Source organism: Microbacterium sp. SORGH_AS_0505, assembly GCF_030818715.1.
Classification (GTDB): domain Bacteria; phylum Actinomycetota; class Actinomycetes; order Actinomycetales; family Microbacteriaceae; genus Microbacterium.
Genome location: NZ_JAUTAT010000001.1, coordinates 2,284,255 through 2,309,456 on the forward strand (window position 1 = coordinate 2,284,255; position 25,202 = coordinate 2,309,456).

Genomic DNA, 25,202 nt, shown 5'->3' on the forward strand with positions numbered 1-25,202 from the left:
GCCCGATCAGGGCTTGATGATCGGGATCGTCGAGGTCTCGACGGCGACCTTCCTGCGGTACAGCGCGCGTTGCTCGGGCAGGGAGATATCGAAGACGACCGCGAGCACGCGGATGACGGCGGTCACCGCGATGCACGTGATCGCGGCAGGAACGGCGGAGACGCCGAGGACGTCCAGGACCGCCAGGACGGCGCATCCGACAGCGGCAGCGACGGCGTAGAGCGAGCCGACGTGCATCATGGCGACGGGAAGTCCCATGAACACGTCACGGAGCAGACCCCCGCCGACGGCGGCGCACGCCCCGACGAAGATCGAGGGGATGGGCGGGAGACCGAGGGCGAGCGCCTTCGTCGTCCCGAGCGCTCCGAACATGCCGATCGCGACGGCGTCGAGGCCCACGATGACCGCGTTGAGGCGCTGGAACACGTTCGCGAGCAGCATCCCGACCAGCGCAGCGGCGGTGACGGTGATCAGGTAGCCGTCGCTCTGCAGGGCGACGGGGGTCGTACTGAGCAGCAGGTCGCGGATCATGCCGCCGCCGAGACCCATGACGACGCCGATGATGGCGACCCCGAGGAGATCGAGGCGACGCTGACCCTGGAACCCTGAGGCGAAGAGGGCGCCCTGCACGCCGCCGAGGCCTACGGCGGTGAGGTCCGCCCAGAGGGGGATGAGGAACTGCGGCTCGGTCACGCCTTCATTGTGCCTGGTCACGGGATAATCGATGGGTGCCCACTTACCGCGACGAGGTCGTGGTCCTGCGCACCCACAAGCTGGGTGAGGCGGACCGCATCCTGACGATGCTGAGCCGTCGTCACGGCAAGGTGCGCGCCGTCGCGAAGGGCGTCCGCCGCACGTCGTCGAAGTTCGGTGCGCGGCTCGAGCCGTTCATGGTGGCGGACGTGCAGATGTACAAGGGCCGCTCGCTCGACATCGTGCAGCAGGCGGAGTCCCTCGGGGCCTACGGCGCCGACATCGCGACGGACTACGACCGCTACACCGCGGCATCCGCCATGTCCGAGACAGCCGATCGGCTCAACGAGGCCGAGACGACGCCGCAGCAGTATCTGCTCCTCGTCGGCGGTCTCCGCGCGCTGGCGCGCGGCGATCACGCACCGCGATCGGTCCTCGATTCCTACCTGCTCCGCGTCATGTCGCTCTCGGGGTGGGCCCCGTCGCTGCAGGAGTGCGCCCGGTGCGGCGCGCCCGGACCGCACGAATGGTTCGTCGCGCAGTTGGGCGGCATCGTCTGCTGCGCGTGTGCGCCGGCCGGTTCACCGCGTATCAGTCCCGAGACCGCGGGCCTGCTCCGTGCCCTGCTGGCGGGGGAGTGGGACGTGGTGGATGCCGCCACCCACGGCGCCACCGCGGCATCCTCCGGTCTCATCGCGGCCTATGCGCAGTGGCACACTGAACGAGGCATCCGTTCCCTGTCCCACCTGGAGGCGCCTCGGTGAGTCCCAAGCCGTACACGCATCGCGACGCGGTGCCCTACCGCCCCCTCGACTGGACCGGCGTGTACCCGCCGGAGTTCCCCAAGGGCTCGGTCCCCGCTCACGTCGCGATCGTCATGGACGGCAACGGCCGCTGGGCCAACCGCCGCGGTCTCACGCGCATCGAGGGACACCGCGCGGGCGAGGAGGTCCTCCTCGACGTCGTCGCCGGTGCGGTCCAGGCGGGCGTGAAGCACCTGAGCGTATACGCCTTCTCGACCGAGAACTGGGCGCGCTCGCCCGAGGAGGTGCGCTTCCTCATGGGCTACAACCGCGACGTGCTGCACCGACGTCGCGATCAGCTCAACGAGTGGGACGTCCGCATCCGCTGGGCGGGACGGAAGCCCCGGCTCTGGGGCTCCGTCATCAAGGAGCTCCAGTACGCGGAGGAGCTCACCTCCGGCAACACGGGACTCACCCTGACGATGTGCGTCAACTACGGGGGACGACACGAGATCGTCGACGCGATGCGGGCGATGGGAGATGAGATCGCCCGCGGGAAGCTCACACCTTCTGCCATCACAGAGAAGACGCTCCGCCGCCACCTGTACGTGCCCGACATGCCCGACGTGGACCTGTTCGTCCGCTCCAGCGGGGAGCAGCGGACGTCGAACTTCCTGCTGTGGGAGGCGGCCTACGCCGAGATGGTCTTCCTCGACACGCTCTGGCCCGACTTCTCCCGCACGGACTTGTGGGGCGCGATCGAGCTGTACCTCTCGCGCGATCGCCGATTCGGCGGGGCGAAGGACGCGCCGACCGCGTCCTGACGGTCAGGGGGCGTCGACAGCGGGGCCGGCCAGCCAGCGACCGACTTCGCGGGGGTGAGTGAGACGCACGACGGGCAGGGCGTACTCGGCGGCGACCACCGGCATCCGCGTCCTCCACGTGGCGTGCGTGCGCATCTCCCACCGGAGGATGTGACCGGGGTCCCGGAAGACGGTCCACAGCGGCGGCTCGACGTTCCCGTTCCACAGGTGTTCGCGACGGATGCGGCGGCGCAGCGTGCGGCGGAGCAGCCGGGCGCGGGCGATCCGGCGCGGCAGGTCGAGCCAGACGGCGAGGTCGGCGCGCTCCCCGAGGATCTGTCCGCCGCCGGAACCGAAGTAGTTCCACTCCGACACCCACCGCTCCCCGTCCGCCACGCGGCGGACGTCGCTCAAGAACTCGGGTCGGGTCGTCCACCCGGGACCGTGGAAGAGCGAGTCGAGCTCGGTGTACTCGAGCTCCCACAGCTCCGCCAGCCGCCGAGCCAGCGTCGACTTGCCGACGCCCGTGGTCCCGGCGATCACGACGCGCTGCGGGCGGAACGGGAGCGGGTCGTCGGCCGAGAGCATCCCGTCAGCCTAGGAGCGCACGGGGGAATAGCGCGAGGGCGAATGCGCGTTGCAGCAGGTGTGACGGAACCCATCAAGATCGACGTGTGGAGCGACATCGCCTGCCCGTGGTGCTACATCGGAAAGCGCAACCTCGAGACCGGGCTGGCGGAGACGGCTGCAGACGCCGACGCCCCCCGCGTGGAGGTGACCTTCCACTCGTACGAGTTGTCCCCGGACACCCCCGTCGACTTCGACGGAACCGAGATCGACTTCCTCTCCGAGTACAAGGGGATGCCGGCCGACCAGGTGCAGCAGATGCTCGACCGTGTGACCGGCGTCGCCGCCGACGCCGGACTCGGCTACCGCTTCGACATCCTGAAGCACACCAACACGGTCAAGGCCCACGAGCTGCTGCACTTCGCGAAGGAACAGGGTCTCCAGAAGGAGATGACCGAGCGCCTCATGTCGGCGTACTTCACCGAGGGCCGTCACGTCGGGAAGATCGATGACCTCGTCGCCCTCGCCGCTGAGGCGGGTCTCGACCCCGACCAGACGCGCGAGGCGCTGGATTCTGGTCGCTACCTCGAGGCGGTGCGCGCCGACCAAGCACAGGCACAGGCTTACGGCATCCAGGGCGTTCCGTTCTTCGTCATCGACGGCAAGTACGGCGTGAGCGGTGCGCAGCCTCCCGCGGCGTTCGCGCAGATCGCCCGCCAGGTGTGGGCCGAGCGCGCCGAGGCGCCCGCCGCGAGCTGACCTCTTCTCCTACGACAAAGGCCGCACCCCGGATCGGGGATGCGGCCTTCGTCGTTCGTGCGAGTTATCAGGCGAGGGCCTTCTCGATCGCCGAGATGACCTCGGGCTCGTTCGGCTTGGTCTGCGGGCGGAAGCGGTGCAGCTCGCCGTCACGGGTCACGAGGAACTTCTCGAAGTTCCACATCACCGGTCCCTTGGCACGCTCGGCGTTCGGGGACTTCTTCAGCGCCTTGTAGAGCGGAGCGGCGTGCGAACCGTTGACGCGCACCTTGTCCATGATGGGGAACGTGATGCCCCAATTGACGGCGCAGTAGTCGAGGATCTCCTCCATCGACCCCGGCTCCTGGCCCATGAACTGGTTGCAGGGGAAGCCGATGACCTGCAGGCCCTGGTCGCCGTACTGCTTCTGCAGCTCCTCGAGCTGCTCGTACTGGGGAGCCAGCCCACACTTCGACGCGACGTTCACGATGAGGAACGCCTTGTCGCCGAAGTCGCCGAGGGTTGCCTCCTTCCCGTCTGCGGTGGTGAACGGGATCTCTCGCAGGGAGGAGGTTTCGGTCATGTGTCCACGATAGGACTCGCGCAGATGCCCGATGCGCTCGCCGTCTGGGAGAATGTGAAGGATATGTCCACGACCCTCGCTCCGCCCGCGCCGCTGCGCATCGGGCCCATCACCCTCGACGCGCCCGTCGTGCTGGCGCCCATGGCGGGCATCACCAACACCGCCTTCCGACGCCTGTGCCGCGAGTACGGTGCCGGCCTGTACGTGAGCGAGATGATCACCACTCGCGCGCTCGTCGAGCGGAACGCCACGACCATGCGCTTGATCCGCCACCACGAGTCCGAGACCCCGCGCTCGATCCAGCTCTACGGCGTCGACCCGGCCACCGTCGAGGCTGCCGTCCGGATCATCGTCGAAGAGGACCACGCGGATCACGTCGACCTCAATTTCGGCTGCCCGGTCCCGAAGGTGACCCGCAAGGGCGGCGGCGCGGCCCTGCCGTGGAAGACGGAACTGTTCCGCGAGATCGTCGAGCGCGCCGCGAAAGCCGCAGGTTCCGTCCCGCTGACCGTGAAGATGCGCAAGGGCATCGACTCGGACCACCTGACCTACCTCGAGGCCGGTCGGATCGCCGAGGGCGCCGGTGTCGCCGCCGTCGCGCTGCACGCCCGGACGGCGTCCGAGTTCTACTCGGGGCACGCCGACTGGTCCGCGATCGCGAAGCTGAAGGAGACGGTGACGAGCGTCCCCGTCCTCGGCAACGGCGACATCTGGTCGGCGGAGGACGCGCGCCGCATGATGTCGGAGACCGGCTGCGACGGTGTCGTCGTCGGACGTGGATGCCTCGGCCGCCCCTGGCTCTTCGGTGACCTCGCGCGCGAGCTCGGCACCGGTCACGCCGCCGCTCCGGTCGACGCGACGCTCGGGTTCGTCGCGGCCGCCTTCCGACGCCACGCGGAGCTCCTGGTCGAGTTCTTCGAGAGCGAGGACCGCGGCTGCCGCGACATCCGCAAGCACGTCGCCTGGTACTTCAAGGGGTACCCGGTGGGCGGTGACCTCCGTGCGAAGCTCGCGACGGTCTCCAGTCTCGAGGAGATCGACGAGCTGCTCGCGACCCTCGATCTCGAGGCGCCGTATCCCGGCGCGGCCGCCGAGGGCCAACGAGGGCGTGCGGGTACGCCGAAGCGCCCAGCCCTCCCCGACGGCTGGCTGGACTCGCGCGAGATCGGATATGCGGCATCCACCGCCCTCGCCGATGCGGAGCTCGACACCAGTGGCGGCTGAGACGGTGACCGGCGCGAGCGTGGGCATCGCGGCCGGACGTCCCACGGGCTACGACGACCACGACGCCGAGCGGTTCCACCCCGAGAAGCACCGTTCCCTCCGCGACGGTTTCGCGCGTGACCGGGCGCGAGTTCTGCACTCCGCCGGATTCCGTCGCCTAGCCGCGAAGACCCAGGTGCTGAGCCCGGCGAGTCCCGACGACTTCGCGCGCAACCGACTGACGCACTCGCTCGAGGTCGCGCAGGTCGGCCGCGAACTCGCGATCGCGCTCGAGCTCTCGCCCGACGTGGTCGACACCGCCTGCCTGAGCCACGACCTCGGGCATCCGCCCTTCGGACACAACGGCGAGCGAGCACTCAACGAGTGGGCTGAGGACATCGGCGGCTTCGAGGGCAACGCGCAGTCGCTGCGCATCCTCGCGCGGCTGGAGCCCAAGGTCGTCGACGACGACGGCGAGAGCTTCGGCCTCAACCTGACCCGCGCGAGCCTCGATGCGACGTGCAAGTACCCGTGGACGGCCGATCACGCCATCCCTGATCCGGGCGGGCGGCAGAAGTTCGGTGTGTACGCCGAGGACGAGGCGATCTTCCACTGGATGCGGCAGGGTGCGCCCGGCCGGGTGCGGTGCATCGAGGCCGAGGTCATGGATCTCTCCGACGACATCGCCTACTCGGTGCACGATTTCGAGGATGCGGTGCTCAACGGCTATCTCGACCCTCGGCGCCTCGCGGACAGCCGCGAGCGCGAGTCGCTGCTGACGGCGATCCAGGCGTGGGTGGGCCTCGGCTTCAGCCGTGACGAGCTCGCCGATGCGCTCTACCGTCTGGTGCGCCTGCCGGAGTGGATGACAGAGTTCGACGGGACGCGCGCGTCGGTCGCACGCCTCAAGAACCTGACCTCGGACTTCATCGGCCGCTTCGCGCGGGCCGCGACCGCCGCGACGCGTGAGCACTACGACACCCCCGCACTGACGCGCTACCGCGGTCGGATGATCGTGCCGCGCGTCATCGAAGCCGAAATGGCGGTCCTGAAGGGAACGATCGGCGCGTTCGTCGTGTCGATCGACGGTCGCAAGGGTCTCTACAAGGAGCAGCGTCGGGTATTGAAGCGGCTCGCGTCGGCCCTGCTGGAGCGTCCCGAACACCTCGACCGGATCCACGCTGTCGACTTCGCCGCGGCGCAGACGGATGCCGAGCGCAAGCGGGTCGTCGTCGACCAGGTAGCGACGTTGACCGACCGGTTCGCCATCGAATGGCACTCCGCGCTGGTGGGTCCTGTCGACCTGCGCGAACTCGGCCTGTGGCCCGCGGGCTCGCGTGTCGCCGCGAACCCCGGGTACGCGCTGCCCGAACCGATCGAAGGTCTCTGATGGCTCGCATCCGTCAGGCTGACGTCGACGAGGTGAAGGCGCGCACCAACATCGTCGACATCGTCGGTGAGCGGGTCGCGCTGAAGTCCGCCGGCGTCGGCTCGATGAAGGGGCTCTGCCCGTTCCACGATGAGCGGAGCCCGAGCTTCAACGTCCGGCCTCAGGCGGGGTACTACCACTGCTTCGGATGCGGCGAATCGGGTGACGTCTATTCGTTCCTGCGCAACATGGACCACCTGACGTTCACGGAGGCCGTCGAGCGTTTGGCCGCGCGCATCGGCTACCAGCTGCACTACGAGGACGGCGGCGCCGCGCCCGAGACGAGCGGTCGCACGCGCCTTTACCAGGCGAACACGGCGGCTGCGGAGTACTTCCGCTCGCAGCTGGCGACGGCTGAGGCGGATGCCGGGCGTCGCTTCCTCGGCGAGCGGGGTTTCGACGCCGGGGCCGCCGCGCACTTCGGGGTCGGGTACGCGCCCAAGGGCTGGAACAACATGCGCGACGCGCTCCGCGCCCAGGGGTTCAGCGACGAGGAGCTCGCGACGGCGGGTCTCGTCTCACAGGGGCAGCGCGGGGTGTACGACCGGTTCCGAGGTCGCGTCGTCTGGCCCATCCGCGACCTGACCGGGCAGACGATCGGCTTCGGTGCCCGCAAGCTCTACGACGACGACCAGGGCCCGAAGTACCTGAACACCCCCGAGACGCCGATCTACAAGAAGGCGCAGGTCCTGTACGGCCTCGACCTCGCGAAGAAGGACGTGTCGCGGTCTCACCGCGTCGTGGTCGTCGAGGGCTACACGGACGTCATGGCGTGCCATCTCGCCGGCATCACGACGGCCATCGCCACCTGCGGGACGGCATTCGGCTCGGACCACATCACGGTGCTCCGTCGGGTCATGGGCGATGACAGCGCGGCCGGCGAAGTGATCTTCACCTTCGACCCGGATGCCGCGGGCCAGAAGGCGGCACTGCGCGCCTTCGCCGATGAGAAGCGATTCGCCGCTCAGACGTACGTGGCCGTCGCGCCGGACGGCCTGGATCCCTGCGACCTGCGATTGAACCGGGGCGACGGTGCCGTGCGGGCGCTGATGGACGCGAAGGCTCCGATGTTCGAGTTCGTCATCGACCAGAAGCTGGCGGGGTTCGACCTGCGCAGTGTCGAAGGTCGCGTCGGTGCGCTGCGCGCCGCCGCCCCGATCGTCGCCGAGATCCGCGACCCGTCGCTGCGGCCGGGATACACCCGCGTTCTGGCGCGCAAGCTCGGAATGGACCTGGGCGAGGTGACGCCGGCCGTCGAGCGGGCCGCGCGGGGCAGCCATGCGCCCCGCGAGCGCGGTCCCGCTCCGGCTGAGACACCTGACGAGGGTGCGGCCCCGGTCCGGGTGACGATGGCGAGTCTGCCGCGCACCGCGAGCGCGACACTCGAGCGTGACGCGCTGATGGGCGTGCTGCAGTACGGGCACGTCTTGGATGCCGGTGAGGTGGATGCGGCGCTCCAGATCCCCATGGAGCATCCCGCGCTCGAGGCGGTCCGGCAGGCGGTCATCGCGCAGCCGGACCGGTCGCGCGTGGGGTGGTCGACGGCGGCGGTCGATGCGACCCGTGAGCCGTACCGGGGACTCGCCGCGGAGTTGCTGACCTCGTCCTTCCCGGCCCTGACGGAGATCGAAGCGAAGACGTCCGCGCGCGCGATGTGCCGGCGCCTACGGCTCCGTGCGATGGATCGCGAGAAGGCCGAGTTGCTCGGCGAGGTTCAGCGTGTATCCGCGGAGTCGGAGCAGGGTCGGGCTGTCCGCGTTGCTCTCCGCGACCTCGATCAGCGACGGCGGACGCTGGCCGACTCGATCTGACCCTCGAAGTCCCGGAGGTTGTCGGCACGTGGGACTCGAGCACTGAGGGTGCGCGGTCTCTCGGAAGGGCACGGCGGTCAGGACGGAGCCGGGTCTCCGGGTTGTGCTGGGGCAGGCATGAAGGCGACGGCCGGCGTGGGTGCGTCTTCTCGATAGGTCCTGCCGAGGGGTGAGGTCCATTCCAGGACTCCACCCTGGACTTGTCGAACGCGCCAGGCGGTGAACTGATTCATCGAGTGATGCCGTTGGCACAGGTGGGCGAGGTTGGAGAGTTCGGTCTTGCCGCCGATGGTGTGGCCGTGGGTGTGGTCGATCTCACCCCGAACCCGGTTCGGCGTCTGGCGGTCGCATCGTTCGATCGCGATCGCTTCGAACTCCGCCCACATCTCTCCAGGCAAGTTCAATCCGGCGTCGACGATCGCTTTCACGTGCCCCTGAACGTTCCCATGCGGCGACCGCGGCGGGGAATCCTTCGATGATCGTCCGAGCCTCGCCGATCCGACGTTGAACGGCCGGTCGGTCATCCGCATCACTCCGGCGACCTCGGCCGAGATCGACCGCAGCACCATGCCGTGCACCCGGACTCTCGCGTTCCGAGGTGCGCCCTGGGCTTCCGCCAACTGCCCCGCGGCAGCCAAGGCGCGGAGCTCACGAATCTTCACCCGGGCGAACTCGACCCAGATGTCTTCGACGTCCGCAACGGTTCCCGCGACGGCAGCAAGATAGACCTCACCATCGGGGGTTTCCATTGCTTCCGTCATACCCGCACTCTTGCACCAGCCACGCACATCCCGTTCGTGCGTGGCCGGAGGCAGCGGGCTGGACTGGCATCGTGCGCCCGGAGGGATGAGGATGGATCGCATGCCTCGATTGACGGACGCGGATGCGGCGATCTTCTGTTCGGATCTGTCGATCGCCCGGCTCTCCGCCGACACCCGCGTCGTCGACGGGGTCTCTCTGCGGATATTGCCCGGTGAGACGGTCGCGGTCATGGGTGCGACAGGTTCGGGCAAGTCGAGCCTCGCGTCGGGTCTCGCGGGCGCTGACCACCGTGATCTCCGCGTCGTCGGCGGCACGGGCGAAGTCGCCGGGATCTCCCTGCGGGCCCGTGGTCGTGCACGCCGCATCCGCGGTTACCGGACGGGCCACCTGGCGCAGGGCGTCAACTCGGCGCTGCCGTCGAGGCTGACGATCTCCGAGATCGTGGCCGAACCCATCACGGCGCGCGATCGCCGTGTCAACGAGCGCGCGCTCGCCCTCCGCGTCGCCGCGCTCCTGGACGAGTTGCAGCTACCCATCGGCGCCTCGGAGAAGTACCCCTACGAGCTCAGTTCGGGCATGCGTCAGCGCGTCGCGATCGCCCGCAGCCTCGTCCTCGACCCGAAAGTGCTCATCGCCGACGAGCCGTATGCGAATCTCGACGTGGACGTCCGTCCCGCTGTCCGTGACGCCCTCCTGCGACGGACGGCGGAGGGCATGGCACTGCTGGTCGTGACGAACGAGAGGGAACTCGTCACCGATCTCGACGCGCAGGTTCTGGTGTTGCGCGCGGGGCACCCCGTCGGTATCGGACGGACTCTGGACGACGTCCTCTGGACGCCCGACGAGGCGACACGCATCGGCGGCTGATGTCACGAGCACCCCTTCGGCTTTGCTACGATTGTGTGGTTGCCCGGTGACGGGCGGCTGATCCTCGGTAGCTCAATTGGCAGAGCAATCGGCTGTTAACCGATAGGTTCTTGGTTCGAGTCCAAGCCGGGGAGCCAACGGAAAGCCCGGACCTCGAAAGGTCCGGGCTTTCGTCGTTCGACGCGAGCCGCTGCCTCTGCGTCACGCCTCCGCAGGAGGCACATCCAGAGCGCGAATCCGGTTTTCGACCTCGTCGGCGAGCGCCTCGACCTCCCGATCGTCCGCCACGGCCACAAGGCCCTGACGCTCGAACACCCAGGAGACGCCGCCACAGGTCAAGGCGAGACGACCCTTTGTGATGATCCGGCCGTATGTGCCGGCTGAGGAGGTGACATCGATGCGGGAGAACGCCAGCTCGCGGATTTCCGAGTATGGGAAAGACTCGTCGTGAACCTGCCGGCCAGCCCACCCGCTCTTCCCGCGGAAGCGCAGCCGCCGATCAGTGGCGACGAGGACCCCTTCGTGAGGCTGCACGTGTCCCGTATCGCCGTTGGACGTATGGAGCGCGACGACGACCGATTCGCCGGGGTCCAAGGTCTGCTCGACCTCGGTGAGGATCCTCGTGCGCGCTCGGTCCATGACGTGACGGTACCGCGACCTGAACCCGATAGTGTGCTGAGCGGATTGCAGGAACACGTGGGGGGAATCACGATGACGGATCATACGAGCGCGCCTGCCGGGTGGTACCCGGCGCCGCACGCCGGCAACGAGCTGCGGTACTGGAACGGCAGGGAGTGGACGGCCACGCCCCCGCCTGCTGCGCCGGCGTCGTGGCCGACGCCCGCGATCGTTCGACCTCTCCGTGGCATCGCGGGGGCCACCCGCATCCTCCTCATCGTCGGCGCGGTGTTCTCCTTCTTCGCGGTTCTCATCGAGGCGTGGGGGCTCGTCGCCATCGAGGCGTTCGACAGGGGAGTCGCGCCGGTCTCGGATCTCGAGCTCTACGACAGGCTTTCCGTGCCGGGCAGCCTCGGGTCGTCGGCGCTCCTGCTGGCGGCAGGGATCTGCTGGCTGGTGTGGCAGTACCGCGCCGCAGTCCGCGTCCGCGCGGCGAACCCGACCGCCATCCGGCGCGCGCCCGTGTGGCACGTCGTGTCGTGGCTCATCCCGGTGGTCTCCTGGTGGTTCCCCTTCCAGAACGTGAAGGACCTCGTGGTGGCCTCGCGCGCCAACCTGACGGCCGGGATCCTGGGCACCTGGTGGGGCCTCTGGATCGCCTCGACGGCGTTCGTGGGGCTGTCCGGCAGATTGTCGTGGAGTGCCCAAAGCCTCTCGGATTACCCTGCCGTGATGGCCACGTCGCTGGTGGGGGAGCTGCTCTCCATCGCCGCGGTCCCCTTGGCCATCATGGTTCTGACGCGAACGACAGATGCCATGGATCCGGCTGCGCGCTGAGCCTCACGCCGTGAGCAGCGCTCGCACCTCGGCGTCACCGGACCCGCTGGATGCCACGATGCGACCTCGCTCGAGCCGGAGGAACTGGAACTCGGCCACGTTCACGTGACGGCGCGTCGGCAGGATGCCGCGCCACGGCCCGGTGTGCGTGCCGCTGCCGCGCAGGTGCGCCGCGATGCGGTCGTCCTCCGCGACGAGCTGGATCGTCTTCCATCGCCAGTCCGCGAAGCCGTGGAACAGGTCTGCGAGGTCGTCGATCCATGCATCCGCCCCCGCGGCCAGGTGCGCTCTGCGCACCGCGGGATCGAGGGAGGCGCGAACCGCGGTCAGGTCATGTCGATTGCAGGCGTCGAGGTACTCCTCGAACCACCCGTGCAGTTCCCACGGCTCCACGCGGGCGCCTCACGCGTCGAGGTCGTCGACGCCGGGCATCCAACTCTGTCCCGGCTTGCCCCAGCCGCGCTTGCGCGCGATCTTCTGCGTCGTCTTCCAGTCGGAATCCGACAGCCGGTCGATGTAGAGGATGCCGTTGAGGTGGTCGAACTCGTGCTGCATGATGCGGGCGCGCCAGCCGTCGACACGGATGCGGACATCGGCGCCCTCGAGGTCGGTCCCGGTGACGAGCACCTCGTCGGCGCGGCGGAGAGGGAACCGCTCGCCGGGGAACGACAGGCATCCCTCCGACTCGTCGTCCGGATCGGGGCAGCCGGGCTCGGGAGGAGACATCCAGAGCTCAGGGTTGATGATCACGCCGCGCCACGGGGCGCCGTCGTCGTCCTGATACGAGTAGGTGTAGATCCGCAGACCCACCCCCACCTGAGGCGCGGCGAGGCCGACGCCGGGGGCGGTGTCCATCGTCTCGAACATGTCGGCGACCAGGGCTCGGATCTCATCGGTCACCTCCGGGACGGCAGCGGCGACGGAGTGGAGGACGGGATCGCCCATGATGCGAATCGGAAGTACGGCCACGTCAGAAGCCTAACGAGGCTCCAGCCCGGTATCGTCGAGGCGTGGTTTACGCCGGAACACCGATCAACGATCTCACCGATGAGCTGGTGGGTGTGTTCGGGAACCCGGCGATCCTCATCGGCATCCCGCTGGCCGTCATCGGTGCGGTCTTCATGTCGTTCGGTGCGCAGTATCAGCACCGCGGCGTGCAGAAGGTCGAGCGGCTGACGGCGCAGGCCGGCGTCTCGGGGCTGACCGGCGGTCAGCTGGTCCGGCTCCTGACCCGCCCCTCATGGGTTCTCGGGACCGTCATGCTGGGGCTCGCGATCGTGTGCCAGTTGGCGGCGCTGTCGTTCGCGCCGCTGATCCTCGTCCAGCCGATCGGTGCGATCTCGCTGGTGATCACGACGCTTCTCAACGCGCGGATCAGCGGCCACAAGCCGACGCGGCGGTCGATCACGTCCATCGCGCTGTGCGTGGGCGGCATCTTCATCTTCGTCACGGTGGCAGCGCTGTACGCCACCGAGCGCCCGATCAGCGACGGTCAGCTCCTGACCGTTCTCTTCATCCTCCTGGGCGTCGTGGTCGTCCTCGGCGTGCTCTGGGGCACCCTCCGCAAGCGGATGCGGGCGCTCTTCTACATCGTGGCTGCCGGCGTGGTCTACGGATTCGTCGCCACCCTCGCGAAGGTCGTCATCAACCGCATCTCGAACGGCGACTTCGAGTGGCTCACCGTGCTCTGCATCGTCGCCCTGCTCGCGGGCACCGCAATGGGCGCCTACTTCGTCCAGACGGCGTATTCGTCCGGACCGCCGGACCTCGTGATCGCGGGCCTCACGGTCATCGATCCGATCGTGGCCATCGTGATCGGGCTCGCGGTCCTCAATGAGGCTCAGGGTGCACCGCTCGGCGCCTACATCGGATTCGCCATCGCCGGCGCCCTCGCCGTGACCGGGGTGTTCCAGCTGGCCCGCTACCACCCGCAGGTGGTGAGCGAGAGCCAGGAGATCCCGATCACGCGCGGCAGCGGCGACGCGGACGGGCCGCAGCCCTCCACGGGTTCGGTGCGCATCACGGAAGCGGTGGCGAAGGTGTGGCCCGACCCTCCCGTGAAGGACGAGGACCGACGCAAACGCTAGGCTCGTCTGCACAGGGGGCGGTGGCCAAGCTGGTCAAGGCAGCGGGCTCATAACCCGACGATCGTGGGTTCAAGTCCCACCCGCCCTACACGGCCCGGCACGCGATGAGACGTGAAAGAACGCCCCCGCTCCTCACGAGAGAGCGGGGGCGTTCTTTTTCGCGCGGGGGCTCAGCCGTTGTTGGCGTCGGGCTCCGTTTCGTCGTTCTCCTGCTCGGCAGCCGTGATGTCGTCGTCGCCGATGTCACCTTCGGCCTGGCTCGGCTTATCGGGGATGGAATCGCTCATGATGTCTCCTTTCGACACGCACATCGAACGCCCCGGCGGCCCTGAACCCGCAGGGGCTTGACAGCCCTACCGATTCCGACGCTGGACGGCGTCGTAGGACGGCTGTCGGACGGCATTCGCCCAGCGATACATGCGCGCGCCAGGCAGGACACTGTTCCCCGCATCGAATCGGATGTCGGAGTCTCCTCCGCGGGCGTTCAGACTCAGGAGCGCGAACGGATGCCACGGCCCGCCCGGGGTGGCGAAAGAGAGGGACAGGCGCCACGTCTCTTCGCGCAGAGCTATCTCGATGCCCGGGAGGTCCGCCGGCAACGACGGTCGAAGCGGACGGGCGCGAATGAGGACCGGGCCCGCGTCGCCTCGGTAGGGGAGCAGCGTCGTGAAGACTCCCCGCGACGGGACCCACCGCGGCACGAGAGCGAACCGGAGCGGCAGGCCCGACCCGGTCGAGGCGAGTTCGAGGTCCGCGTGCCCGGTGTCCGTCTCGACGCGCAGCGCGAGCCCGAGGACGTCGGGTAATGGATCCGGCAACCCCAGCGAGCGCGAGTAGCGAGCGGTGACGTTCGCTCGGGTCCTGTTCGAGGGCGCGTCGATCCACTCGATCCCGGAAGCACGGTCTCGGTCTCCCCAGAACACATCGCCACCCAGGAGCAGCCCACGCGGATGGATGGGGCGCGGTGAGCGCACCCCCTGCAACGCGAGGAAAAGACGCTGCAGCGCGCGACCGAGCACGCCGAGGGGAGTCGGCGCGTCAGCGATTCTCGTCGTCCTCCTCGGTGACCTCGTCACCGGCGCGGGCGGCGTCGTCCTTCACCTCGTCGCTGACGGCATCGGTGGGAGGAGCGTCGTCGGCGTGCGCGTCGTCGGCGTCGCGCGTGTGCGGGGTGTTGTCGCTCATGATGTTCCTTTCGTCGGGCGCTCAGCCTGCCCCCGCGACATCGCGCGGCCCACGGGGTTGACGAATGCTGTGCGACCTGGTGTTACACGGTTGTGATTCGACCTCAGGATGAGCGATAATGGCCGCACAACCGGATATCCGGCCAGCACTCTCCATCAGGTCGTAGGGGAAGACGTACCTGAACGAAACGGAGAGATCGATGGCCACACCTCACGCGCGCGGAGTGATCTTCATCCACTCCGCGCCACGCGCGCTGTGCCCCCACCTCGAGTGGGCTGCTGGTCGTGCCCTCGGGCATGCCGTCAGCTTCGACTGGGCTGACCAGCCCGTCCAGCCCGGCAGCCGCCGCGCGGAGTTCTACTGGGAGGGCCCGGTAGGCAGTGGCGCGGCCCTCGCCACTGCGATGCGCGGGTGGGAGCACCTGCGATACGAGGTGACGGAGGATCCGACGCCGCGCAGCGACGGCGGACGTTGGCTCCACACGCCGAGCCTCGGCATCCACTACGCGCAGACGGATGCCTCGGGCAACGTCGTCGTGGGAGAGGATCGCATCCGCTACGCCATGGAGATCGCCGCCGGCGACATGAGCGAACTGCAGCGGGAGCTCGACGTCGCGCTCGGCGCGTCGTGGGACGAGGAGCTCGAGCCGTTCCGCCACGCGAGCGACGACGCCCCCGTCGTCTGGCTCCACAAGGTCGGTTGAGACGACTCCACGCGAATCGACACTCCAAGAACGAAGGGTTTTCAGGCGGGGTGAGTGGGCCTCGACCGGCTTCGGACGGCTTCCCGGAGACCGGGGCGGCTACCGCCCCGCCTGATCTGAAACGATGAACGCCCCCGGTGGCTTCCCGGGGGCGTTCATCGTGTTCGCGGTCAGACCGAGCGGAATGCGACGACGGCGTTGTGGCCGCCGAACCCGAACGAGTTGCTGATGGCAAGCTGGTCGCCGTCGCCGAGGGCGACCGTGTCGCCGGAGAGGCGGAACGGGACGGCCGGGTCGGGCTCTGTGATGTTGATGGTCGGGGGAGCGACGCGATCGCGGAGCGCCAGTACCGTGAACATCGCCTCCAGTGCACCCGTGCCGCCCAGGAGGTGACCGGTGGACGCCTTCGTGGCGGACACCGGCATCTCGTCGACCCGGTCGCCGAAGACGGACTTCAGGGCGACGTACTCGTTCGGGTCGCCGACGGGGGTCGACGTCGCGTGGGCGTTGACGTGAGTGACGTCGTCGGGCGATGCATCCGCCATGTCGAGCGCGAGACGGACGGCTCGCGCCGCGCCGGTACCCTCGGGGTCGTTGGCGGTGATGTGATACGAGTCGGCGGTGACGCCGCCGCCCACGAGCTCGGCGTAGATCTTCGCGCCGCGCGCCTTCGCGTGCTCCTCGGTCTCGAGGATGAGCACCGCGGCGCCCTCGCCCATGACGAATCCGTCGCGGTCGATGCTGCCCGGACGGGATGCGGTCTCGGGCGAGTCGTTGCGGCGAGACAGCGCCTGCATCGAGGCGAACGACGCGATCGTGATGGGGTGGATCGCCGACTCCGTGCCGCCCGCGATGACGATGTCGGCGAGGCCGGCCCGCATGTGCTCGAGAGCGTTGACGATCGACTCGGTGCTCGAGGCGCAGGCACTCGCGAACGTGCGGGCGTAGGCGCGCGCGCCGAAGTGCAGCGAGAGGTTGCCCGCCGCGGCGTTGGGCATGAGCATCGGGACCGTCATGGGCATGACGCGCCGCGGGCCCTTCTCGCGCAGCGTGTCCCACGCATCCAGCAGCGTCCAGACGCCGCCGATGCCGGTGGCGAACTCGACGCCGAGCCGCTCGGGGTCGACCTCCGGCGCGCCGGCGTCCTCCCAGGCCTCCTTCGCCGCGACCATCGCGAGCTGCGACGACGGGTCGAGGCGCTTGGCGACGGGACGGTCGAGGACCGTCTCGGGCCGCACCTTCGCCTCAGCGGCGAAGGTGACGGGCAGCTGGTACTGCTCCACCCAGTCGTGCTCGAGCGTGCGGGTGCCGGACACTCCGGCGAGGAGTGCCTCCCAGCTTTCGCTCGCCGTGCCGCCGATGGGGGAGGTCGCACCGATGCCGGTGACGAAGATTCGCGTGTTGCTCATGATTCCCTCGTGCTGCTCCGGTGGGGGCGGACCCCCACCGGACGCGCGGATCAGGCCTGGTTGGACGAGATGTAGGTGACGGCGTCGCCGACGGTCTTGAGGTTCTTGACCTCGTCGTCGGGGATGGTGACGCCGAACTTCTCCTCGGCGTTGACGACGATCGTCATCATCGAGATCGAGTCGATGTCGAGGTCGTCCGTGAAGGACTTCTCGAGCGCGACCTCGTCGGCCGAGATGCCGGTCTCGTCGGTGATGAGCTCGGCCAGGCCGGCGAGGACCTCGTCGTTGGTGAATGCCATGGGATTTCTCCTTCTGTGGTGGTCGGGCCCAGCCGGGCCGCTAGTCAGTTTAGGTGGGGGAGGGCGGTCATCACGGGAGGACGACGACCTGAGCGCCGAACACGAGCCCGGCGCCGAAACCGATCTGCAGGGCGAGTCCGCCGCTGAGCTCGGGGTGCTCTTCCAGAAGACGGTGGGTCGCCAGCGGGATGGATGCCGCGGATGTGTTGCCCGTGGTCTCGATGTCGCGGCCGATCACGACGGTGTCCGGGAGCTTCAACTGCTTGGCGAACTCGTCGATGATGCGCATGTTGGCCTGGTGCGGCACGAACGCCGCCAGATCGTCGGGCGTGATGCCCGCGGCTTCGATGGCCTGACGAGCCACCTTGACCATCTCCCAGACCGCCCACCGGAACACGGTGGGACCCTCCTGGCGGAGGGTCGGCCAGGGGGCTACTCCGTCGCGGAAGTCGGTCAGCGTGTGGTTCATGCCGACGGCATCCGCCTTCGAGCCGTCCGATCCCCAGATGGTGGGGCCGATGCCCGGCGTCTCGCTCGGCCCGACGACGACAGCGCCTGCGCCGTCGCCCAGGAGGAACGAGATCGAGCGGTCGGTCGGATCGACGACGTCGCTGAGCTTCTCGGTGCCGATGACGACGGCGTAGTGGGCGGCGCCTGCACGGATGAGGGCGTCGGCCTGCGCGACGCCGTAGGCGAATCCTGCGCACGCCGCGTTCAGGTCGTAGGCGGCCGCGGGGTTCGCGCCGACGCGGTCCGCGACGATGGCCGACACCGAGGGCGTCTGCTTCGGGTTGGAGATCGTGGCGACGATCACGGCGTCGATCTTGTCGGCCGGGATGCCGGAGCGTTCGATGGCCTCGGCGGCGGCGTCGGCCGCGAGATCGATCGCCGTCGTGCCTGCATCCGCCCGCACGCGCGTGATGATGCCGGTGCGCTGGCGGATCCACTCGTCGCTGGAGTTGATCGGCTCGATCAGGTCCTCGTTGGGGACCGCGTTCTCGCCGCGCGCGGCGCCGTAGGAGTAGATGCGGGTGTGGGCAGCGCCGGTCGGCTGGATCAGCTGGGGGGTCATGCGTTCTCTCCGGTCAGGAGGCCGTTCGCGGCGGCGAGGTCCTCGGGCGTCTTCACCGCAACAGACGGTACGCCGCGCAGCCCGCGCTTGGCGAGTCCGACGAGGGTGCCCGCGGGAGCGAGCTCGATGATGCCGGCGACGCCGTTCTCTGCGAACGACGCCATGCACAGGTCCCACCGGACGGGGTTGGCGACCTGCGCCACGAGGAGGTCGAGCGCGGCGCGCCCGTCCGAGACGGTGCCGCCGTCGCGGTTGCTCCACAGGGTCAGGGAAGGATCGGATGCCGCGACCTCGGCTGCCGCGGAGCGGAGGGTGTCGACGGCCGGCGCCATGTAGCGCGTGTGGAATGCGCCGGCGACCTGCAGCGGGATCACCCGGCTGCCGCGGGGTGCGTCAGCGGTCAGCTCAGCGAGGGCGGGGAGCGCGCCGGCAGCCACGATCTGACCACCGCCGTTGTAGTTGGCGGGGGTGAGGTCGAGCTCCTCCAGGCGTGCGAGGACGGTGGCCTCATCGCCGCCCACGACGGCGCTCATGCCGGTCTTCTCGAGCGCAGCCGCCTCGGCCATGGCGCGCCCGCGGATGCCGACGAGGCGCATTCCGTCCTCCTCGGTGAGTACGCCCGCGGCGACGAGCGCGGCGATCTCTCCCACGGAGTGACCCGCGACGCCGTCGGGTCGGCGGCCCGCATCGACGAGCGCACGCCACGAGAGGAGGCTCGCGGCGACGATGAGGGGCTGGGCGACCTTCGTGTCACGGATGCGGTCGGCATCCCACTCGGTGCCGGCGGCGACCAGGTCGATCTCGGCGTACGTGGAGTACTGGTCGAGCAGCTCGCGCGTGCCTTCGGTCTCGAGCCACGGTGTGAGGAACCCGGGGGTCTGAGAGCCCTGGCCCGGGAAGACGGCAATGATCACGATGTCCATCCTTGCAAGTTCGCGTCGGCGATGCTGTCGGTCAGCGCACAAGAAAGTGCGATCCGTTTGTTCGAGTCGTACAGGTGATCAGGTGCGGCGCACGGCGCGGCGGCGGGTCACATCGCCGCCGATGGATCCGAGGATCAGCGCCGTCTGAAGGATCAGCGCCTCTCTCGGGCCCGTGGCATCCCACCCGATCACGTCCGAGACCCGCTTCAGGCGGTAGCGGACCGTGTTGGGGTGCACGAAGAGCTCGCGCGCCGTCGCCTCCAGAGAGCGCCCGTTGTCGAGGTAGCTCCAGAGCGTCGTGACGAGATCGGTGGAGTGCGACTGCAGGGGACGGTAGATCCGTTCGATGAGAGTCGACTTCGCGAGCGGGTCGCCCGCAAGTGCGCGCTCGGGGAGCAGATCGTCCGCATCCACGGGGCGCGGGGCGTGCCGCCAGGACTTCGCCACCGCGAAGCCCGCAAGAGCGGCACGCGCGCTGACGCCCGCGTCCAGGAGAGCAGGGGCCGTCGGGCCGAGCACGAGGTGGCCGCTTCCGAACCCCGGCTCGAGACGCGTCGCGATCTCGGTGAACGGGAGTTCTTCGGCATCCTCTCGCCCCGCCTGGTCGGCACGGCCGATGACGAGCACCAGGCGGGAGCCCTGCACACCGATGAGGACGTCGACGCCGAGCTTGCGGGCGGTGCGGCGCACCTGGTCGACGTCGAGCTGCGGGGGAGTCGTGCCCACGAGGACGGCGACCTCGCCGTGGCCGTGCCAGCCGAGGGCGGCGATGCGGCTCGGGAGCTCTTCGTCGGCCTCGCCCGTGAGGATCGAGTCGACGACGAGCGCTTCGAGGCGGGCGTCCCACAGGCCGCGTGCCTCCGCAGCGCGGGCGTAGACATCCGCCGCGGCGAAGGCCACCTCGCGCGAGTAGAGCAGGATGCTCTCGCGCAGTCCGTTGCCCCGTCCGGCGACCCGCTCTTCGGTCGTCTCGACCGTCACCTTGATGAGCTGGAGCGTCTGGGTGAGGCTGATGCTCCGGAGCAGCTCGCGCGGCGCCGACGCGAAGACGTCGGCCGCGATCCAGGGCGTCGAGTTCGGGTCGTCGTACCAGTCGACGAAGGACGAGATGCCTGATTGCGCGACGAGACCGACGGCCGACCGGCGCCCCGGAGGCATCTCGGCGTACCAGGGCAGGTACTCCTCGAGCCTCCGAAGCGTCGTGGTCGCGAGATCACCCGAGATCCGGCGGAGCCACGCGAGTGTCTCCGCCTTCTCCTGGGCGGTCGGCCGTTCGGTCATCGCGCGGGTCAGGCTTCGCCGCCCGCGTTGCCGGAGGTGCCGGCGTTGACGTCGTGCAGACGGTACTTCTCGATCGCCTGTGCCGACAGGCCGCGGTCGACGACGCCGTCCTCGGCCAGGGCCTGCAGGGTGCGCACGACGATCGACGGACCGTCGATCTTGAACTGACGACGGGCGGCGGCACGCGTGTCCGAGAAGCCGAAGCCGTCGGCACCGAGCGTCGCATAGCGGCGGGGCACCCACTGGCGGATCTGGTCCTGCACGGCGTGCATGAAGTCGCTCACGGCGACGACCGGGCCCTCCGAGTCGCGGAGCTTCTCGGTGATGTAGGCCGTCTGGGGCTCGTCGGTCGGGTGCAGGAAGTTGTGCTCGTCGGCGGCGAGACCGTCGCGGCGGAGCTCGGTCCAGCTGGTCACCGACCAGACGTCGGCCACGACACCCCAGTCGTCCTTAAGGAGCTTCTGCGCCTCGTGCGCCCACGCCAGGCCCACGCCCGATGCGAGGATCTGGGCGCGGTGGCCCTCGCCCTCTCCGGTCGCGACGCGGTGGATGCCGCGGATGATGCCGTCGACGTCGACATCCTCCGGCTCCTTCGGCTGGACGATCGGCTCGTTGTAGACCGTGATGTAGTACATGACGTTCGGGTCCTCGTGCTCCCCGCCGTACATGCGCTCGAGTCCCGACTGCACGATGTGCGCGATCTCGTAGCCGTAGGCCGGGTCGTACGAGACGGTCGCCGGGTTGGTCGAGGCGAGCAGGTGCGAGTGTCCGTCGGCGTGCTGCAGGCCCTCACCCGTGAGGGTGGTGCGGCCGGCCGTGGCGCCGATGATGAACCCGCGCGCCATCTGGTCGCCGGCAGCCCACTGGGCGTCGCCCGTGCGCTGGAATCCGAACATCGAGTAGAAGACGTAGACCGGGATGAGCGGCTCGCCGTGGGTCGCGTAGGACGTGCCGACACCGGTGAAAGCGGCGAGGGCGCCGGCCTCGTTGATGCCCACGTGCATGATCTGACCCTGCGGGCTCTCCTTGTAGGCCAGGAGCAGCTCGCGGTCGACGGACGTGTAGTTCTGCCCGTTCGGGTTGTAGATCTTCGCCGTCGGGAAGTACGCGTCCATACCGAACGTGCGCGCCTCGTCGGGGATGATCGGGACGATGCGGTGGCCGAAGTCCTTCGAGCGCAGCAGGTCCTTGAGCAGTCGGACGAACGCCATCGTGGTGGCGACCTCCTGCGTGCCCGACCCCTTCTTCGGCAGCGCGTAGACGCTGTCGTCGGGGAGGCTCAGCGAGGTGTGGGTGCTGCGACGCTGCGGCAGCGTGCCGCCCAGCGCGCGACGACGCTCGACCATGTACTTGATGGTCTCGTCCTCGGCACCCGGGTGGTAGTACGGCGGCTCGTAGGGGTTCTCCTCGAGCTGGGCGTCCGTCAGCGGGATGTGCATCTGGTCGCGGAACAGCTTGAGGTCGTCGAGGGTCATCTTCTTCATCTGGTGCGTCGCGTTGCGCCCCTCGAAGTGCGGACCGAGGCCGTAGCCCTTGACGGTCTTCGCCAGGATGACGGTCGGCTGGCCCTTGTGCTCCATGGCCGCCTTGTACGCCGCGAAGACCTTGCGATAGTCGTGGCCACCGCGCTTGAGGTTCCAGATCTGCTCGTCGGAGTAGTCCTTGACGAGGGCTGCGGCGCGCTCGTCGCGGCCGAAGAAGTGCTCACGGACGTAGGCGCCGTTCTCGGCCTTGTATGTCTGGAAGTCGCCGTCGGGCGTGCTGTTCATGAGGTTCAGCAGGGCGCCCTCGGTGTCGCGGGACAGCAGGTCGTCCCACTCCCGGCCCCAGACGACCTTGATGACGTTCCAGCCGGCGCCGCGGAAGAAGCTCTCGAGCTCCTGCACGATCTTGCCGTTGCCGCGCACGGGGCCGTCCAGGCGCTGCAGGTTGCAGTTGACGACGAAGGTCAGGTTGTCGAGGCCCTCGTTGGCGGCTACCTGGAGCTGCCCGCGGCTCTCGACCTCATCCATCTCGCCATCACCGAGGAAGGCCCAGACGTGAGCGTCCGAGAGGTCTTTCACGCCGCGGTTGGTGAGGTACTTGTTCGTCATCGCCTGGTAGATGGCGTTGATCGGACCGAGACCCATCGACACGGTCGGGAACTGCCAGTAGTCCGGCATGAGGCGCGGGTGCGGGTAGGAGGGCAGGCCGTGGGGCGCTGCGGATGCCTCCTGGCGGAACCCGTCGAGCTGCTGGCTCGACAGGCCACCCTCGAGGAACGAGCGGGCGTACATGCCGGGGGAGGCGTGGCCCTGGAAGAAGACCTGGTCGCCGCCGCTGGAGTGATCCGGACCGCGGAAGAAGTGGTTGAACCCGACCTCGTACAGTGCCGCCGAGGACGCGTACGTGGAGATGTGGCCGCCGACGCCGATGCCGGGGCGCTGCGCGCGGTGGACCGTGAGGGCGGCGTTCCAGCGGATCCAGCTGCGGTAGCGGCGCTCCACCTCTTCGTCGCCGGGGAACTCGGGCTCGCTGTCGACGGGGATCGTGTTGATGTAGTCCGTCGTGGGGACCTGCGGGACGCCCAGGTGCAGTTCACGCGAGCTCTGCAGCAGGCTCAGCATGATCTCGCGGCCGCGGCTCGCTCCGCGGGCGTCGACGAGTTGGCGCAGGGAATCCTGCCACTCCGACGTCTCTTCCGGGTCGCTGTCCTGCGGGCCCTGCGAGTACGGATCCTGATCGTTGACAGTCACAAGAGGCCTTTCGTCGCCTGGCAGATCGTGCCAGGAAGGAGGGATCGAGCGAGGGCGCGCTTGTTCGCCGCGCACAACTCGCTTGTCTTCAGCCTACCCATACGGTCCCGGTGCTGGACGCCGCTGCGCCCCCTCTAGACTCGGTACGTCAGGGCCTTTAGCTCAGCTGGTAGAGCGCCACGTTTACACCGTGGATGTCGTCGGTTCGATCCCGGCAGGGCCCACCACCGGCATCCCGCCGCTTCCGGGCTCAGTCCCGGCCGACGACCTTCGGCGCCGCGGGGTCGATGTACAGGTCGCCGCCCTTGCCCAGGCGCGAGTGGCGACGCGAGTACGCGAAGTAGATGACGAACCCGAGCGCGAGCCAGATGAGGAAGCGGAGCCACGTCTCCACCGTCAGGTTGAGCATGAGGTAGACGCAGACGATCACCGACAGCGCCGGCAGCCACGGGTTCAGCGGCACACGGAACCCGCGTTCGAGATCGGGGCGACGGCGGCGCAGGACGATGACGCCGACCGACACGAGCACGAATGCCGAGAGCGTGCCGATGTTCACCATCTCCTCGAGCACCCCTACCGGCGTGAGTCCGGCGACGAGGGCGACGACGACCGTGACGATGATCGAGATCACCCAGGGCGTCCGGAACCGGGGGTGCACCTTCGCGAGCCCGCGCGGCAGGAGGGCGTCGCGCGACATCGCGAAGATGATGCGGGTCGCGCCGATCATGAGGGTCAGCACGACCGTCGTGAGACCGGCGACGGCGCCCGCCGAGATGACCGTCGCCATCCAGGTCTGCCCGTGGAAGGCGAAGGCGTTCGCGAGCGCTGCGGCCGGGTCGAGCTTGTCGTAGGGAACCATCCCCGTCACGACGAGTGCGACCGCGCCGTAGAGCACCGTGCAGATGATGAGCGAGGCGATGATGCCGATCGGCAGGTCGCGCTGCGGGCGCTTGGTCTCCTCCGCGGTCGTCGCCACGACGTCGAATCCGATGTATGCGAAGAACACGAGGGCCGCACCCGCGAAGATGCCCCCCACGCCGAAGGCGGTCGGCTCGATGCCCGAGAAGAACTGCAGAAGCGGCTGCGTGAGTCCCGAGGCGGTCTCGCGGGGAGCTGCGTCGGGCACGAAGGGGGAGTAATTCGCGGGGTTGACGAACATGAGTCCCGCGACGATCACGAACAGGACGATGAACAGCTTCACCGCGACGAGCACGAGGTTCACCCGCAGGGACTCCCGGATGCCGACGGTGATCAGCACGCCGAGGATGACCACCAGCAGGACGGCCATCAGGTCGATGGACCCGCCGTATCCGATCGCGGCCGGGATCGGGGCGCCGAGCTGCTCCATGAGCGATCCGAGGTAGGCGCTCCACCCCTGCGCGACGACGCTCGCCCCCAGGAACATCTCGAGGATCAGATCCCAGCCGATGATCCAGGCGAAGAGCTCGCCGAGCGATGCGTAGGAGAAGGTGTAGGCCGACCCCGACACGGGGACCGTGGAGGCGAACTCGGCGTAACACATGGCGGCGAGCCCGCACGCGATGGCGGCCACGACGAAGCTGATGACGATCGCGGGACCGGCGACCTCGTGGGCGGCGCGCCCGGTGAGCGTGAAGATTCCCGCGCCGATGACGACGCCGACGCCGAAGACCGTGAGGTCGAGGGCCGAGAGCGACTTCTTGAGCCGGAACTCCGGCTCCTCCGTGTCGGCGATCGACTGCTCGACCGTCTTGGTGCGCAGCACACTCATGCTGATCTCCTCCCGCGCGATTCCGGCACGCAATGCTAGTGCGTCGCGGCATCCCGTCTGAAGACCACGCCCCGACGGCCGGTCACCCGCGGGGTAGGTTGGAG

25 protein-coding genes, 3 tRNA genes and 1 pseudogene are annotated in these 25,202 nt (G+C 68.9%); 13 read left to right on the forward strand and 16 right to left on the reverse strand.

The window, feature by feature from the left end; all coding sequences use genetic code 11:
* Positions 1-6: 6 nt before the first annotated feature.
* A complete protein-coding gene (locus QE428_RS11240) occupies positions 7-693 on the reverse strand; it encodes a trimeric intracellular cation channel family protein (protein ID WP_091353241.1) in 687 nt (228 codons plus the stop codon).
* Positions 694-728: 35 nt separating this feature from the next.
* On the opposite strand from QE428_RS11240, the gene recO reads away from it, so the two are divergent.
* Positions 729-1,457, forward strand: a complete 729-nt coding sequence (gene recO / locus QE428_RS11245) for a DNA repair protein RecO (RefSeq protein WP_307469207.1) — start codon at positions 729-731, stop codon at positions 1,455-1,457.
* Positions 1,454-2,260, forward strand: coding sequence for an isoprenyl transferase (locus QE428_RS11250; RefSeq protein ID WP_307469209.1), 807 nt, complete (start codon positions 1,454-1,456; stop codon positions 2,258-2,260). Before recO ends, QE428_RS11250 begins: the two co-directional genes overlap by 4 nt.
* Before the next feature lie 3 nt (positions 2,261-2,263).
* Here QE428_RS11250 and QE428_RS11255 read toward each other — a convergent pair whose 3' ends face one another.
* Entirely contained in the window at positions 2,264-2,827 is a 564-nt protein-coding gene (locus QE428_RS11255; protein ID WP_307469211.1) for an AAA family ATPase, read from the reverse strand.
* Between the two features lie 60 nt (positions 2,828-2,887).
* Between QE428_RS11255 and QE428_RS11260 the strand changes: the two genes are divergently transcribed.
* Positions 2,888-3,565 carry a DsbA family protein gene (locus tag QE428_RS11260; RefSeq protein WP_307469214.1) on the forward strand — a complete coding sequence of 226 codons (678 nt, stop codon included), beginning with the start codon at positions 2,888-2,890 and terminating at the stop codon, positions 3,563-3,565.
* Positions 3,566-3,632: 67 nt separating this feature from the next.
* Here the strand turns inward: QE428_RS11260 and QE428_RS11265 are convergent, their stop codons facing one another.
* Entirely contained in the window at positions 3,633-4,127 is a 495-nt protein-coding gene (locus tag QE428_RS11265) for a glutathione peroxidase (RefSeq protein WP_091353256.1), read from the reverse strand.
* A 63-nt stretch (positions 4,128-4,190) separates the two neighbouring features.
* Between QE428_RS11265 and dusB the strand changes: the two genes are divergently transcribed.
* The 3 genes from dusB to dnaG are packed head-to-tail and all read left to right on the forward strand — an operon-like array spanning position 4,191 to position 8,570.
* Complete coding sequence (dusB, locus tag QE428_RS11270) at positions 4,191-5,351, forward strand: tRNA dihydrouridine synthase DusB (RefSeq protein ID WP_133399528.1); 1,161 nt, start codon at positions 4,191-4,193, stop codon at positions 5,349-5,351.
* On the forward strand, positions 5,323-6,720 hold the full coding sequence (locus QE428_RS11275) for a deoxyguanosinetriphosphate triphosphohydrolase (RefSeq protein WP_240741329.1): 1,398 nt from the start codon (positions 5,323-5,325) through the stop codon (positions 6,718-6,720). The genes dusB and QE428_RS11275 overlap by 29 nt, the downstream gene beginning before the upstream one ends.
* Positions 6,720-8,570 (forward strand): DNA primase, encoded by a 1,851-nt coding sequence (dnaG, locus tag QE428_RS11280; RefSeq protein WP_091353263.1) that lies wholly within the window; start codon positions 6,720-6,722, stop codon positions 8,568-8,570. The genes QE428_RS11275 and dnaG overlap by 1 nt, the downstream gene beginning before the upstream one ends.
* A 77-nt stretch (positions 8,571-8,647) precedes the next feature.
* On the opposite strand, the pseudogene QE428_RS11285 reads toward dnaG, so the two are convergent.
* Positions 8,648-9,331, reverse strand: a pseudogene (locus QE428_RS11285) (HNH endonuclease).
* Between the two features lie 100 nt (positions 9,332-9,431).
* Between QE428_RS11285 and QE428_RS11290 the strand changes: the two are divergent.
* Positions 9,432-10,199, forward strand: coding sequence for an ATP-binding cassette domain-containing protein (locus QE428_RS11290; protein ID WP_205803075.1), 768 nt, complete (start codon positions 9,432-9,434; stop codon positions 10,197-10,199).
* Positions 10,200-10,260: 61 nt separating this feature from the next.
* Positions 10,261-10,336: transfer RNA gene (locus QE428_RS11295), tRNA-Asn, on the forward strand.
* A 64-nt stretch (positions 10,337-10,400) separates the two neighbouring features.
* Here QE428_RS11295 and QE428_RS11300 read toward each other — a convergent pair.
* Entirely contained in the window at positions 10,401-10,838 is a 438-nt protein-coding gene (locus QE428_RS11300) for a hypothetical protein (RefSeq protein WP_307469228.1), read from the reverse strand.
* Positions 10,839-10,910: 72 nt separating this feature from the next.
* On the opposite strand from QE428_RS11300, the gene QE428_RS11305 reads away from it, so the two are divergent.
* The gene (locus QE428_RS11305; protein WP_307469231.1) at positions 10,911-11,654 is read left to right on the forward strand and encodes a DUF4328 domain-containing protein; all 744 of its coding nucleotides are present in this window, start codon (positions 10,911-10,913) and stop codon (positions 11,652-11,654) included.
* A 3-nt stretch (positions 11,655-11,657) separates the two neighbouring features.
* On the opposite strand, the gene QE428_RS11310 is transcribed toward QE428_RS11305, so the two are convergent.
* Complete coding sequence (locus tag QE428_RS11310; RefSeq protein ID WP_091353270.1) at positions 11,658-12,047, reverse strand: ester cyclase; 390 nt, start codon at positions 12,045-12,047, stop codon at positions 11,658-11,660.
* Between the two features lie 9 nt (positions 12,048-12,056).
* Positions 12,057-12,623, reverse strand: a complete 567-nt coding sequence (gene def / locus QE428_RS11315; protein ID WP_307469235.1) for a peptide deformylase — start codon at positions 12,621-12,623, stop codon at positions 12,057-12,059.
* A 41-nt stretch (positions 12,624-12,664) separates the two neighbouring features.
* On the opposite strand from def, the gene QE428_RS11320 reads away from it, so the two are divergent.
* Positions 12,665-13,741, forward strand: coding sequence for a DMT family transporter (locus QE428_RS11320; protein ID WP_133399533.1), 1,077 nt, complete (start codon positions 12,665-12,667; stop codon positions 13,739-13,741).
* Positions 13,742-13,755: 14 nt separating this feature from the next.
* Positions 13,756-13,829, forward strand: a tRNA-Ile gene (locus QE428_RS11325).
* Between the two features lie 265 nt (positions 13,830-14,094).
* Here QE428_RS11325 and QE428_RS11330 read toward each other — a convergent pair.
* Both QE428_RS11330 and QE428_RS11335 read right to left on the reverse strand, forming a co-directional pair.
* Entirely contained in the window at positions 14,095-14,715 is a 621-nt protein-coding gene (locus QE428_RS11330) for a hypothetical protein (RefSeq protein WP_307469238.1), read from the reverse strand.
* Positions 14,716-14,779: 64 nt separating this feature from the next.
* A complete protein-coding gene (locus tag QE428_RS11335; RefSeq protein ID WP_165971350.1) occupies positions 14,780-14,926 on the reverse strand; it encodes a hypothetical protein in 147 nt (48 codons plus the stop codon).
* Between the two features lie 199 nt (positions 14,927-15,125).
* On the opposite strand from QE428_RS11335, the gene QE428_RS11340 reads away from it, so the two are divergent.
* Positions 15,126-15,629, forward strand: a complete 504-nt coding sequence (locus QE428_RS11340; RefSeq protein ID WP_065570645.1) for a DUF3145 domain-containing protein — start codon at positions 15,126-15,128, stop codon at positions 15,627-15,629.
* A gap of 170 nt (positions 15,630-15,799) precedes the next feature.
* Here QE428_RS11340 and QE428_RS11345 read toward each other — a convergent pair whose 3' ends face one another.
* The 6 genes from QE428_RS11345 to aceE form a co-directional block, all read right to left on the reverse strand.
* Positions 15,800-17,038, reverse strand: a complete 1,239-nt coding sequence (locus QE428_RS11345; RefSeq protein WP_133399535.1) for a beta-ketoacyl synthase — start codon at positions 17,036-17,038, stop codon at positions 15,800-15,802.
* Positions 17,039-17,088: 50 nt separating this feature from the next.
* Positions 17,089-17,337: an acyl carrier protein gene (locus QE428_RS11350; protein WP_065570643.1), complete on the reverse strand. Its 249-nt coding sequence runs from the start codon at positions 17,335-17,337 to the stop codon at positions 17,089-17,091.
* Between the two features lie 70 nt (positions 17,338-17,407).
* On the reverse strand, positions 17,408-18,409 hold the full coding sequence (locus QE428_RS11355; RefSeq protein ID WP_307469243.1) for a beta-ketoacyl-ACP synthase III: 1,002 nt from the start codon (positions 18,407-18,409) through the stop codon (positions 17,408-17,410).
* The gene (locus QE428_RS11360) at positions 18,406-19,323 is read right to left on the reverse strand and encodes an ACP S-malonyltransferase (protein ID WP_307469246.1); all 918 of its coding nucleotides are present in this window, start codon (positions 19,321-19,323) and stop codon (positions 18,406-18,408) included. The genes QE428_RS11355 and QE428_RS11360 overlap by 4 nt, the downstream gene beginning before the upstream one ends.
* A gap of 87 nt (positions 19,324-19,410) precedes the next feature.
* Entirely contained in the window at positions 19,411-20,613 is a 1,203-nt protein-coding gene (locus QE428_RS11365) for a CdaR family transcriptional regulator (protein ID WP_133399538.1), read from the reverse strand.
* Between the two features lie 8 nt (positions 20,614-20,621).
* A complete protein-coding gene (gene aceE, locus QE428_RS11370) occupies positions 20,622-23,348 on the reverse strand; it encodes a pyruvate dehydrogenase (acetyl-transferring), homodimeric type (RefSeq protein WP_307469249.1) in 2,727 nt (908 codons plus the stop codon).
* 151 nt (positions 23,349-23,499) lie between these two features.
* On the opposite strand from aceE, the gene QE428_RS11375 reads away from it, so the two are divergent.
* Positions 23,500-23,575: transfer RNA gene (locus QE428_RS11375), tRNA-Val, on the forward strand.
* Positions 23,576-23,598: 23 nt separating this feature from the next.
* Here the strand turns inward: QE428_RS11375 and QE428_RS11380 are convergent.
* Entirely contained in the window at positions 23,599-25,098 is a 1,500-nt protein-coding gene (locus QE428_RS11380) for an amino acid permease (RefSeq protein WP_133399540.1), read from the reverse strand.
* Positions 25,099-25,202 lie beyond the last annotated feature (104 nt).

Bases quoted from the DNA above. Each gene is read 5' to 3' on its own strand.
- QE428_RS11255 (WP_307469211.1), bottom strand. From the start codon at position 2,827: ATGCTCTCGGCCGACGACCCGCTCCCGTTCCGCCCGCAGCGCGTCGTG.
- QE428_RS11265 (WP_091353256.1), bottom strand. From the start codon at position 4,127: ATGACCGAAACCTCCTCCCTGCGAGAGATCCCGTTCACCACCGCAGAC.
- dusB (WP_133399528.1), top strand. From the start codon at position 4,191: ATGTCCACGACCCTCGCTCCGCCCGCGCCGCTGCGCATCGGGCCCATC.
- QE428_RS11275 (WP_240741329.1), top strand. From the start codon at position 5,323: ATGCGGAGCTCGACACCAGTGGCGGCTGAGACGGTGACCGGCGCGAGC.
- dnaG (WP_091353263.1), top strand. From the start codon at position 6,720: ATGGCTCGCATCCGTCAGGCTGACGTCGACGAGGTGAAGGCGCGCACC.
- QE428_RS11290 (WP_205803075.1), top strand. From the start codon at position 9,432: ATGCCTCGATTGACGGACGCGGATGCGGCGATCTTCTGTTCGGATCTG.
- QE428_RS11300 (WP_307469228.1), bottom strand. From the start codon at position 10,838: ATGGACCGAGCGCGCACGAGGATCCTCACCGAGGTCGAGCAGACCTTG.
- QE428_RS11305 (WP_307469231.1), top strand. From the start codon at position 10,911: ATGACGGATCATACGAGCGCGCCTGCCGGGTGGTACCCGGCGCCGCAC.
- QE428_RS11335 (WP_165971350.1), bottom strand. From the start codon at position 14,926: ATGAGCGACAACACCCCGCACACGCGCGACGCCGACGACGCGCACGCC.
- QE428_RS11340 (WP_065570645.1), top strand. From the start codon at position 15,126: ATGGCCACACCTCACGCGCGCGGAGTGATCTTCATCCACTCCGCGCCA.
- QE428_RS11345 (WP_133399535.1), bottom strand. From the start codon at position 17,038: ATGAGCAACACGCGAATCTTCGTCACCGGCATCGGTGCGACCTCCCCC.
- QE428_RS11350 (WP_065570643.1), bottom strand. From the start codon at position 17,337: ATGGCATTCACCAACGACGAGGTCCTCGCCGGCCTGGCCGAGCTCATC.
- QE428_RS11355 (WP_307469243.1), bottom strand. From the start codon at position 18,409: ATGACCCCCCAGCTGATCCAGCCGACCGGCGCTGCCCACACCCGCATC.
- QE428_RS11365 (WP_133399538.1), bottom strand. From the start codon at position 20,613: ATGACCGAACGGCCGACCGCCCAGGAGAAGGCGGAGACACTCGCGTGG.
- QE428_RS11380 (WP_133399540.1), bottom strand. From the start codon at position 25,098: ATGAGTGTGCTGCGCACCAAGACGGTCGAGCAGTCGATCGCCGACACG.